The sequence below is a fragment of the Nocardioides sp. genome (genome assembly GCF_030150155.1).
GTDB lineage: Bacteria > Actinomycetota > Actinomycetes > Propionibacteriales > Nocardioidaceae > Nocardioides.
Map to the genome: position 1 here is coordinate 1 of NZ_JASLGR010000055.1, position 10,543 is coordinate 10,543.

At 70.1% G+C, this 10,543-nt stretch carries 10 protein-coding genes; 6 read left to right on the plus strand and 4 right to left on the minus strand.

Annotation, left to right across the window (positions count from 1 at the left end):
• Nucleotides 1–259 precede the first annotated feature (259 nt).
• Complete coding sequence (locus tag Q1V88_RS17030; RefSeq protein WP_300682549.1) at nucleotides 260–634, plus strand: helix-turn-helix transcriptional regulator; 375 nt, start codon at nucleotides 260–262, stop codon at nucleotides 632–634.
• Here the strand turns inward: Q1V88_RS17030 and Q1V88_RS17035 are convergent.
• Both Q1V88_RS17035 and Q1V88_RS17040 read right to left on the minus strand, forming a co-directional pair.
• The gene (locus tag Q1V88_RS17035) at nucleotides 623–1,063 is read right to left on the minus strand and encodes a DUF6036 family nucleotidyltransferase (RefSeq protein ID WP_300682551.1); all 441 of its coding nucleotides are present in this window, start codon (nucleotides 1,061–1,063) and stop codon (nucleotides 623–625) included. The two genes, Q1V88_RS17030 and Q1V88_RS17035, sit on opposite strands and share 12 nt — an antisense overlap.
• 79 nt (nucleotides 1,064–1,142) lie before the next feature.
• Nucleotides 1,143–1,733 (minus strand): helix-turn-helix transcriptional regulator, encoded by a 591-nt coding sequence (locus tag Q1V88_RS17040; RefSeq protein WP_300682553.1) that lies wholly within the window; start codon nucleotides 1,731–1,733, stop codon nucleotides 1,143–1,145.
• A 166-nt stretch (nucleotides 1,734–1,899) separates the two neighbouring features.
• Between Q1V88_RS17040 and Q1V88_RS17045 the strand changes: the two genes are divergently transcribed.
• From Q1V88_RS17045 to Q1V88_RS17060, 4 genes are all read left to right on the plus strand, one after another.
• Nucleotides 1,900–4,182: a hypothetical protein gene (locus Q1V88_RS17045; RefSeq protein WP_300682555.1), complete on the plus strand. Its 2,283-nt coding sequence runs from the start codon at nucleotides 1,900–1,902 to the stop codon at nucleotides 4,180–4,182.
• A gap of 119 nt (nucleotides 4,183–4,301) precedes the next feature.
• Entirely contained in the window at nucleotides 4,302–6,140 is a 1,839-nt protein-coding gene (locus tag Q1V88_RS17050) for a 5'-nucleotidase C-terminal domain-containing protein (RefSeq protein ID WP_300682556.1), read from the plus strand.
• Nucleotides 6,141–6,249: 109 nt separating this feature from the next.
• Nucleotides 6,250–6,834 carry a hypothetical protein gene (locus Q1V88_RS17055; protein ID WP_300682558.1) on the plus strand — a complete coding sequence of 195 codons (585 nt, stop codon included), beginning with the start codon at nucleotides 6,250–6,252 and terminating at the stop codon, nucleotides 6,832–6,834.
• Nucleotides 6,795–7,115, plus strand: a complete 321-nt coding sequence (locus Q1V88_RS17060) for a GNAT family N-acetyltransferase (RefSeq protein ID WP_300682559.1) — start codon at nucleotides 6,795–6,797, stop codon at nucleotides 7,113–7,115. The genes Q1V88_RS17055 and Q1V88_RS17060 overlap by 40 nt, the downstream gene beginning before the upstream one ends.
• Here the strand turns inward: Q1V88_RS17060 and Q1V88_RS17065 are convergent.
• On the minus strand, nucleotides 7,055–8,368 hold the full coding sequence (locus Q1V88_RS17065; protein WP_300682561.1) for an MFS transporter: 1,314 nt from the start codon (nucleotides 8,366–8,368) through the stop codon (nucleotides 7,055–7,057). The genes Q1V88_RS17060 and Q1V88_RS17065 overlap by 61 nt on opposite strands.
• Before the next feature lie 20 nt (nucleotides 8,369–8,388).
• Between Q1V88_RS17065 and Q1V88_RS17070 the strand changes: the two genes are divergently transcribed.
• Nucleotides 8,389–9,756: a metalloregulator ArsR/SmtB family transcription factor gene (locus Q1V88_RS17070; protein WP_300682563.1), complete on the plus strand. Its 1,368-nt coding sequence runs from the start codon at nucleotides 8,389–8,391 to the stop codon at nucleotides 9,754–9,756.
• On the opposite strand, the gene Q1V88_RS17075 is transcribed toward Q1V88_RS17070, so the two are convergent.
• On the minus strand, nucleotides 9,734–10,342 hold the full coding sequence (locus Q1V88_RS17075) for a DNA-3-methyladenine glycosylase I (protein WP_300682565.1): 609 nt from the start codon (nucleotides 10,340–10,342) through the stop codon (nucleotides 9,734–9,736). The genes Q1V88_RS17070 and Q1V88_RS17075 overlap by 23 nt on opposite strands.
• Nucleotides 10,343–10,543: the final 201 nt, after the last annotated feature.

Sequence of the window (10,543 nt, forward strand, 5' to 3'; positions counted from 1 at the left end):
GCCCCGTCAAAGAGACTCACCGTGGTCGACTCCCCCGCCGGGAACGACCGACCGTTGTCGGTCACACCAGCCTCATATGACCGCGTCTCAACGGTCAGCACCTCACCCTCATACGTCAAACCCCGCATCACGCACCTCCTCAGTGCCACGCGTTCACCGACCCACTGCCGATGTTTCACGTGGAACAAGGTTCTTATCCATTTCGCAAGAAGTCAACCGTGAGTGTCGGATTCGCTCGGGATAGACCTAGATTTCAATCATGGGGAACAACACTCATCGCCAGATCGCAGCGAACATCAACGCGCTGCTCGGGCTGGCCGACTGGAAGAAGTCGCACCTCAGCAGAGCAACGGGCATCACCGAGGCGACGATCAGTCGGAAGATGCGCGGAATGGCTGATTGGTCCATCACAGACCTGGACAAGATCGCGGACGTTCTGAACGTGACAACAGTCGAGCTCATCGGAACGCCACCTACGGCCACCGAATGGGACCGCCGGCGAACCGCCGTGCCCGCTGCGCCGGGACCCCGTTTCCTGCTCTCCCCCACCGGGCACTTCGACGCGCCGCCGGCACCACTCTCACCGGTCAGTCCGACTAGCGACATTATGTCAACTTGTGTTCTATGTCAGTGACTCATCCTCGCCTCCGGCATCGATGAGGCCCTTGACCAGTGCCGCGGCGCGTTGCCGAGCGACCGGGTGCAGATCGGTGCGTTCCAGTCGCGTGAGTACGACGGCCGGGTTCACCAGCTGTGCCTTGACGAGCTCGGAGACGAAGCGGATGTCCTTCTCACGGAAGGCCGCAAGCTTGGCCACCGCCAGGTCATGCCGCTCGAGGAAGGACGCCAGGACGCCTGGACTGTTGGTGCCCGCCGGAACGGGTTGGGTGATGAGCCGCTCTTGCCACCCAGGGGGCAGTCGAGCGGTCTCGACGTGGATCCCCTCCGCGTAGTATCCGCGCAGCTGGTGGAAGTTGGAGTCCTCCCCGATCGCTCCGGTGACCAGGTCGGCCTTCGCTCGGTCGGCGTCTTCAAGGAATGCCACGTCAGCTTCCATCGACATCGTCGCAGCCCCATCACGATGGGCCGGTCGTCGACGAGCTGGCTTGCTGCGCGCAGGACCTCCGCGAGCTGCTCCCGGTTCATCGCCGCACGCCGTGCGCTGCGGCGGCCTCCACGTGCGGATGGTGTGCCTCCCAGTAGGTACGGAAGGAGGAAAGGGCCTGCTCGCGCTGCTCTGGGGTCAGCACTCCGGCGAACGGCGAGTTCTGGCGCAGGTCCTCAGCCTCCTCGTCGAGCCCGGTGAGTGTGGCGACGATGGACTCGACCCCCTCGTCGAGGATCTCTCCCCACCGGTCGAACGCCTCCAGGATCGAGGCGCGCTCGGCGTGCACGCCGCGCAAGCGGGCGAGGTTCTCGCGGGCGATGCCGATCGCGCGATGAGGTTCACGGGTCAGCTCGCCCACCACCATCCGGTTCAGCCACAGTGAACGCTGTTTCTCGCGTCGCGGTGCGCCGTCGCCGGGTGTCCTCAGTTCCAGGTGCAGTTCGGCACCCAGACCGTCGAGGACCCGCTGCAAGGTCGAGATGCTGGGCTGGGTCTCGCCGGTCTCGAGGCGCGAGAGCATCGACTGAGGGATCCCGCAGGCGCGCGCGGCCGCGCGCTGGCTCAGGCCGAGGCGGGCCCGGCGGCCGCGAAGCAACTCCCCTACTGACGTCGTCTGTTCGCTCACCACACAATGATATGCGATCAAGCATCATTGCGGGTTGGCGCCACGGAGGCCTGTAGTCGGCTCCCCTGTGTCCGAACCGCTGCGTTGCCAGCGGTGCCTGCCTGCCCTAACGTCCGTGACTACGAGTTGCCACGCCTGCGGCAACCCCTGCGAAAGGCGTCGCCTGATGACGACTCCGGATCCGAATGTCTGCCCGTCCTGCGGTGCTGCGCTGCCGACCGACAGGACGGCCGGCTGCCCGGCGTGCGGGCTGCGGCTGATCGGAGCTGACGCTGTCTGTCTCTGGCAGGTCGACTGCGAGCTCGCTTCGTTGCAGGAGGAGCGTGAGCGGCTGCTGGTACGGCTGCACTCCCCCGAGGTCGCCGAGGTGCCAGGAACCGCTGCCGCAGTCCCGGACTACGGGCGTTCCGAAAGCGTGCCGTCAGCGGGTTCGTTCCCGGCAGTACCCGCGCCGTACGTGCCCCCAGAGCGACGTGTGCTGAGCGGCCAGCAGGTCATCCTCGGCCTCGGCGCGATCCTGCTGCTCGGCGCTGCGTCGATCTTCGTGATCGCGGTCTGGCTCCTGGTGGGCCTCGTCGGCCAGGCGATCCTGCTGAGCGCGATGATCGCGCTCGCGGTCGCCGGATCGGCCCTCGCGACCGCCAAGCGACTCCCGGCCGCCTCCGAGACCGGAGCGGTGATTGCCGTCGGTCTCACCCTGCTCGGCGTCAACGCCGCCCATCAGCTCGGGCTCGCCGGCCTCGACGACGTACGCCCTGGGCTCTACTGGCCGGCCGCCCTCACCGTCTGTGGTCTCCTCTTCGCCGGGTTCCACCGGCTGATGCCACGGGGCAGTGCCGAGACACCGTTGCGGCCCGTGGCGACGTACGTGCCGGCAGCGACCCTCGCCTTCGCGATCGCGCCGTGGACGTTGATGGCCAACGGGTGGTTCGACTCCCCCGGCCCCCGGCTGGCGACCGTCGCCATGATGGCCGGCGTGATGGTGCTCGAGACTGCGGTCGGCCATCTGCTCACCCGCTCCGGCCGCTGGCATCAGATCGTCGTGGGCATCCTGGTGTGCTTCCTCCTCGCCGACGTCGGCGGCTACCTGCTGACCGCCTTCGTGACGGCCTACTCCCCCGACTCGACCACCCTTCTCCGGTACGTCGCCACCGGATCGATCCTCCTACTCGCCGTGCTCGTCATCCTCGGGTCCACCGCCGACGTCGTGCGGCGGGTCCCGATCCCGGAGCTGGTCGAGCATCGGCACTGGTGCGCGGCCGTCGGGGTGCTCGGCATCGTCGCGGTGGTGCCGGTGGTGCTGCTCGACGTCGACTACCGGGTCGTCGTGGCCATCAGCGTGGTCGTCGGGGTCGCGCTGTGGTGGGCGGTGTGGCGCCTGCCTGCGTCTCTCAGAGAGGCGTCGTGGTGGCCGGTGCTGGGTCCGCTCGCCGCCATCGTCGTGCTGGTCGAGTGCTGGACGGTGCTACTGGGCGACCACGCGAACCACGTCGCCCGCGGGTTCGACGCTGCCGCCGGCACCGACGCAGCCCCGGCCTCGATCCCGGTCGTCGCCCTCGTCATCCCGGCCGCCTGCCTGCTGGTCGCTGCGCTGGTGTGGCTGGCACGCCACCGGGTGCCGTTCGCACTGATCCCCGTGAGTCTCACCCTCGCCCTCACGGCGGCCACAGCACTGATCGACGCCAGCGCCCTGGCCGGGGTGATCGTGACAGCGGCTCTGATGGTGCTGCACCTCCTGCTCGCCGCCGCGATGGCCCGCAGCACCGCCGACGGTGCTCAGGAGACCGAGCTGAGCTGCGCAGTCTTCGCTGTCGGCTTCGGTGCGGCAGCAGTCTCGTTCAACGCCTCGCTCGACCGTCCCGTGATCTTCGCGCTGACCCTGTTCGCCGCCGCTGTCGTCACCGCGATCTACGCGGGCCAGCCCGGCCGACTCCTCCTGGCGTACGCCGCCTGCGCGCTGGGCACGGCCGGCACCTGGGTGCTGCTCGACGACCGGTCGGTCGACACCGGCACCGCCATCGAGGCCTACACCCTGCCGCTGGCGGCGATGCTGGCCGTGGTCGGCGCCGTGCAGCACCATCGTGCACGCCTGACCGGCACGGCGGCGCCGTCGATGCTGACCGTCGCGCCTGCCCTGGCCGCAGCCCTGGTGCCGAGCATGGCCGTCGCGATCGGGGGCGGTGACGCCGTACGCCTGGCCGCGGTGACGGTGGTGTCCCTGATCACGGTGCTGATCGGCTTCGCCCGGCACCTCCAGGCGCCGGTGCTGATCGGTGGCGGCGTGCTGCTGGTGATCGCCCTCACCCAGGGCGGACCGTTCATCGGCTACCTGCCGGGCTGGCTCACGATCGGCACCGCCGGGGTCATCCTGCTCGTCATCGGCGTGCAGTGGGAGCGCGCGATCACATCCGGGCGACGTGCCGCAGCCTGGGTGGCCGGGCTGGCCTGAACGCTCCCCCGCCGCCGCTATCAGACCGTGACATGACGTTCACGTAGCAACGGTTCCGGTCCCGTCCCCGAGCCTGTACTAATGGTCTAGACCATCCTGACTCGGACGAATGGATCACCATGAGCAACCAGAAGCCCGGCGCTCTCAGCCGGCGCACCCTCCTGACCGGCACCGCCGCCCTGGCAGCCGTCGGCTTCGTCGCCGAACCGGCCACCGCCGCCGGCGCAGGCCACGGGAACGGCACCGGGAAGCCGACCACACGGCTCACCGTGCTCGGCACGACCGACCTGCACGGCAACGTCCTGAACTGGGACTACTTCAAGAACGCCGAGTTCGACGACGCGAAGAAGGACGACATCGGCCTGGCCAAGGCCGCGACCCTGATCAAGGCCGTCCGTGCCCAGCGCCGCGGCGAGCCGATCCTCACCCTCGACGCCGGTGACACCATCCAGGGCACCCCGCTGGCGTACTACTACGCCAAGGTCGACCCCATCACGAAGGGCGCCATCCACCCGATGGCGCGGGCGATGAACCTGGTCGGGTACGACGCGGCCGCACTCGGCAACCACGAGTTCAACTACGGGATCGACACCCTGCGCACCTTCGAGCGCCAGCTGAACTTCCCCCTGCTCGGCGCGAACGCACTCGACGCCAGCACCGGACGGCCCGCGTTCACGCCGTACGTCATCAAGCGGTTCAAGCCCGCCCGCGGACCCGAGCTCACCGTCGGCATCCTCGGCCTGACCAACCCCGGCATCGCGCTGTGGGACAAGGCCAACGTCGAGGGCAAGATGACCTTCCCAGGACTGGTCGAGCAGGCGAAGAAGTACGTCCCCGAGATGAAGCGCCGCGGCTGCGACGTCATCGTGATCTCGGCGCACTCCGGGGCGACCACCTCGTCGTCGTACGGCGACACCCTCCCCTACCCCGAGAACGCCGCCTCCCTGGTGGCGGCACAGGTGCCCGACGTCGACGCGATCCTGGTCGGGCACGCCCACGTCGAGATCCCCCAGCAGTACGTCGCGAACGAGAAGACCGGGCGTGCCGTGCTGCTCACCGAGCCGCTCTACTGGGGCATGCGGGTCTCGGTGATCGACCTCAACCTGGAGCTGCACCGGGGCGGCTGGCGGGTCAGCACCGCGACGTCGCAAGTGCTCAACTCCAACACCGTCGACGGTGACACCGCCGTCGTCGCCGCGGTCAAGGCGCAGCACGACACCGTGGTCGGCTACGTGAACTCGGTGATCGGCACGTCAGCGGTGGCGATGTCGGCGGCCCGTTCGGTGGTCGAGGACACCCCGATCATCGACTTCGTGAACTACGTCCAGGCCGACACCGTGAAGAAGGCGCTCACCGGTGCCGACGCGGCGCTGCCGGTGCTCTCGATCGCGGCGCCGTTCAACCGGGGCGCCTCGTTCCCGGCCGGTCAGGTCACCGTCCGTGACGTCGCGGGGCTCTACATCTACGACAACACCCTGATCGCGGTGAAGGTGACCGGCGCCCAGGTGAAGGCCTACCTGGAGTACTCGGCCCGCTACTTCAAGACGGTCACGAGCAGCCCGGCGGCGATCGGCAACGTCACGAACGCCGTCACCCCGACCGCCCCGAACGGCACTCCTGACTACAACTACGACGCGGTCGCCGGCCTCGACGCGCCGCTGACGTACGACATCGACCTGGCCAAGCCGGTCGACTCGCGGATCATGAATCTGGCGTACGCCGGGACGCCGGTCGGTGACACGCAGGAGTTCGTGCTCGCGGTGAACAACTACCGCCAGTCCGGTGGCGGTGGGTTCCCCGCCGTCGCGACGGCGCCGGTGGTCTACAACCGCCAGGACGAGATCCGCCAGCTGCTGATCGACTGGGTGACGGCGCACGGCACCATCGATCCCGCACAGTTCGCCTCCGTCGACTGGAAGCTGGTCGTCAACGGGGCCCCGTTGGTGGTCACTGACTGACCTCGCTCCGCGCCGGTCGTCCTTGGGCCGTCACCCTTCCCGCCACGCTGGATGGGTGGCGGCCCGAAAACGAGGTGCACGCGCCGGTCGAGCGTGATGCAGTGGAGCGATGCTGACACGAGAGACGGTCCGGCACGATGACGCCGAGGAGGTCGTGAGCGCGCTCGCCTCCTGGCAGCACGATGCGACGGCGGTGCAGTGGCACCCCGGTGACCTCGGCTGGGCATGGCGGTTCGGCGCCGCACGGTGCGTCGCCGACCTGCGGATGTGGCGCCGCGACGGTGAGCCGGTCGCCGCCGGCACTGTCGAGGACGGGGTGCTGCGGATGGCACTGTCGCCCGCGGTCTTCGACGACTCCGAGGTCGCCGACAGGCTGGCCGACGACCTCACCGATCCTGATCGGGGCGTGCTGCCGGCTGGTCGGGCCAGCGTCGAGGTGCGGGACGGGGCGACGTTCCGTACTCGTCTGATCGAGCGGGGCTGGCTGCCCGACGAGCTGTGGACCCCGTTCCGCAGGGACCTCGCGACGCCGGTGCCCGATCCGGGTGTGGAGATCGTCGTGCTCGACCGCGAGGAGCCCGACGAGGCCGTGCTGCGCGACCGGGTCGCCGTCCACCGGGCGGCGTTCAGCAACTCGACCTTCTCCGTCGCACGATGGCCGCCGGGCCTGCCTATCGGCGTGCCCGCTGCCTGATCGCGTACGACGACCACGGCACCGCCGTCGCCGCGACGACGGTCTGGTCGGCGGGGCCGGGCCGACCGGGACTGATCGAGCCTCTAGGGGCCCACCCCGATCACCGCGGGCAGGGCTACGGCACGGCGATCACCCTTGCCGCGGCACTGACGCTCCAGCAGATGAGGTCCTCGCAGGTTCTGGTCTGCACCCCGGCACGCAACACGGGTGGAGTGGCTGCCTATGTCGCGTCCGGGTTCGAGCGACTCCCCGACGTGCCGGACCTACGCCGACCCGACTGACCCGTGTGACCGACGCGTGCGGCGATCAGGGTGGCAACCCCGACCGCGACGAAGGCAGCGGCAGTGACACCGAGCTCCCCGCGGGCTCGATCCAGGAACGCTCCGGCGGCGGTGGCACCTCCTGCGAACGCGGCCATCACGGCCACGCCGAGGGCACCTCCCGCCTGTCGGGCTGTGTTGCTGGCGCCCGAGGCCAGACCCGCCCGGTGCGGCGCGGCAGCGAGGGCGGCCGCGACGACCGCCGGGGTGAGGATCCCCAGGCCGCTCCCCCAGCAGGCCAAGCCGAGCAGCAGCACCCACGAGACGGAGCCGAGCGTGAGGGCGACGGCGGCGAACCCCAGGCCGGTGATCGCCAGCCCCAGCCCGACCGTGCGCCACACGCCGTACCGCAGGCAGAGGCGGGCGCCGATCGGTGCCATCAGTGGGAGCGGCACCATCGCGGGGAGCGTCGTGAGCCCGGCCTCCAGGGCGGAGAGCCCGTGCACGTCCTGGAGGCTCTGGGTGAGGAGGAAGAGGGCACCGAGGGCCCCGAAGTTCATCAGGCCGGCGACCGCACAGGCGGCCACCAGGCGCACGCGGCTGGTGTCGGAGCGCCCCCATGCTGGACTCCCCGCAGCCCTGTCCCTGGCGGTGTCGGTCGTGGGCGCATGCCGCCGGACCACCACCCAGGCGACCACGATCAGGGGCACGTTCAGCCAGAACACCGCGCGCCACCCGAACGTGTCGACCAGCACGCCGCCGAGCAAGGGTCCCGCCGGAAGGGCCGCGCCACCGACGCCGGCCCACAGCCCCACCAGTCGTGCCCGCTCCCGTTCATCGGCTGCTCCCGCGACCAGGAGGGCCAATGTGCAAGGCAGCGCGGCAGCGGCACCGACTCCCTGGCAGGCGCGGGCGACCGCCAGCGCCCCGAGTGAGGGAGCCACGGCACAGCCGACCGAGGCGGCCCCGAAGAGCCCGAACCCGAGCAGGACCCACCGGCGGTGCCCCCAGCGGTCCCCGGCGGCACCGGCGAGCAGCAGCAGGAGGGCCAGCGGGACGGCGTACGCATCGACGACGAGCGCCAGCCCACCTGAGCGGGCCCCGAGCGAGGAGCCGATCGCGGGCAGGGCAACGTTGACCACGGTGACGTCGAGCAGGACCAGGAAGTAGCCCGCACACAGTGCCCACCGCAGCGCCCGGGTGGCGCGCGGCGGCGTCGAGGAGACCATGCCGGCCAGCCTGCCCCGGCGACGTTTCAGCGCCGGTCGAAGCATCAGCGACCTAGCATCGAACCATGTCAGTCCCGACAGGACAGCAGGCGCAGGGCGAGCCCGATCTCGCCCGGGTGGCCTCGGCGTTCGCCGACCCCCGACGGATCCGGGTCCTGATGGCCCTGGCCGATGGCCGGGCCTTGCCCGCCGGACGGCTGGCCGAGGAGGCGGGTGTCGCGGCATCGACGGTGAGCAACCATCTCGGGATGCTGCTCGACCACGGGCTTGTCACCGTCGAGCAACAGGGCCGGCACCGGTACTACCGGCTGAGCAGTCACGAGATCGAGGGCGTCCTGGAAGCGCTGGCTGTCCTCGCTCCCCGTACGCCGATCACCTCGCTGCGTCAGCACACCCGCGCGTCGGCGCTGCGGACCGCCCGCACCTGCTACGGGCACCTGGCCGGGCGGACCGGGGTCGGACTCTTCGGCCGGTTCCTGGAGGCCGGCTGGATCAGCGGCGGGGACGGCCGCCACCACCCCGGCGCGACCCAGGACCGGCTCTCGGCCCCGGGCCGTTCGGTGCCGTACGTCGTCACCGCCGCCGGGCGCGACGAGCTCGGGGCCTGGGGCGCGTCCCCCGCGATCCTCGACCAGCCGGTGCGCTACTGCCCGGACTGGACCGAGCAGGCCCACCACCTGGCCGGACCGCTCGGGCGGGCGGTGACTGATCGGCTCTTCGGCGAGGGCTGGATCGAGCGGGGTCGGGTTCCGCGCAGCGTCGTGGTCACCGCGAGGGGGAGTCCGCTCTCGCCGCGATCGGACTGGCACCGAGCACACCCACGCCCGCCGCCTCGCCGGGCCACTAGCCGCCCTGAAGCGTCAGGGGTCGTGTTGCATGATGGAACCGTCAGTGACCCCACCCCTCAGGAGGACCGAGTGATGAGCGGAACCACCAGTGTCACCTCACTGCCCCACCTCGACCTGGACCGCTACGTCGGTCTGTGGCACGAGATCGGCCGCCTGCCACTGAAGTGGGAGGACGCCGACGCCAGCGAGATCACGGCTCACTACAGCGTGGCCGACGACGGCTCGATCGTGGTCGACAACCGGTGTCTGGACGGGGACGACGAACCCACCCGGTCGATCGGCAAGGCGGTCCCCGTGGCAGGTGAGGAGGCGCAGCTCAAGGTCTCCTTCGCCCCCGCGATCCTGCGCTGGCTGCCGTTCACCCAGGGCGACTACTGGGTGCTCAAGATCGACGAGGACTACCAGCACGCCCTGGTCGGCACCCCCGACCACGCCAACCTCTGGCTGCTGGCCCGCACCCCGACCGTTCCCGCCGCGGTCGAGCGCGCCTTCCTCGACGAGGCGGTCCGTCAGGGCTACGACCTGGCCGAGTGGATCAGGCCGATCCAGACCGGCCGGGTGGTCACCGACGAGCAGGTGGAGTGAGGTCCGCGGCAGCGACCAGGTCCCGGATGATGCAGCCCTCGTGGTGGTCGTTGACCAGCCCCATCGCCTGCATGAACGAGTAGACGGTCGTGGGACCGACGAAACGCCACCCGCGCTTCTTCAGGTCCTTCGACATCCGCTCCGACTCCGGCGAGGTGGCGCGGAACACCGGCTCGGTCGGCTCGGGACGGTAGGACCAGACGTACTCCGCGAGCGATCCCTCGGCGTCGATCAGGTCCAGGGCCCGTCCGGCGTTGTTGATCGTCGCCTCGATCTTGCCGCGGTGGCGGACGATCCCGGCGTCGCCCAGGAGCCGCTGCACGTCGGCTTCGGTGAAGCCCGCCACGGTGTCCAGGTCGAACCCGGCGAACGCGGCCCGGAAGCTCTCCCGCTTGCGCAGGATCGTGATCCACGACAGACCGGCCTGGAACCCTTCGAGACAGAGCTTCTCGAAGAGCCGCCGATCGTCGTGGACCGGAAAGCCCCACTCGGTGTCGTGGTAGGGCACGTAGTCGGGGGTCGAGACACCCCAGGCACAGCGCAGGGCGCCGTCAGGACCTGCTCCGAGCAGCGTCGGGTCCACCATCTGCGTCCACCTCTCACCCGTGCCACCGCCGTCGGCGGCACACGCAGAGCCTAGGCGGCACCACCGACATTTAGCCTTTGAGTGGGTCCGCGGGCGGGCCGAACGTCCGACCGGGACACGTGGTGATCCCTGACTTCTGAGTGGTCGTCCGCGGGCCCGGTGTCTGGTCGAGCGGTGTCCTTGTTCGGGAACTTGGAGCCA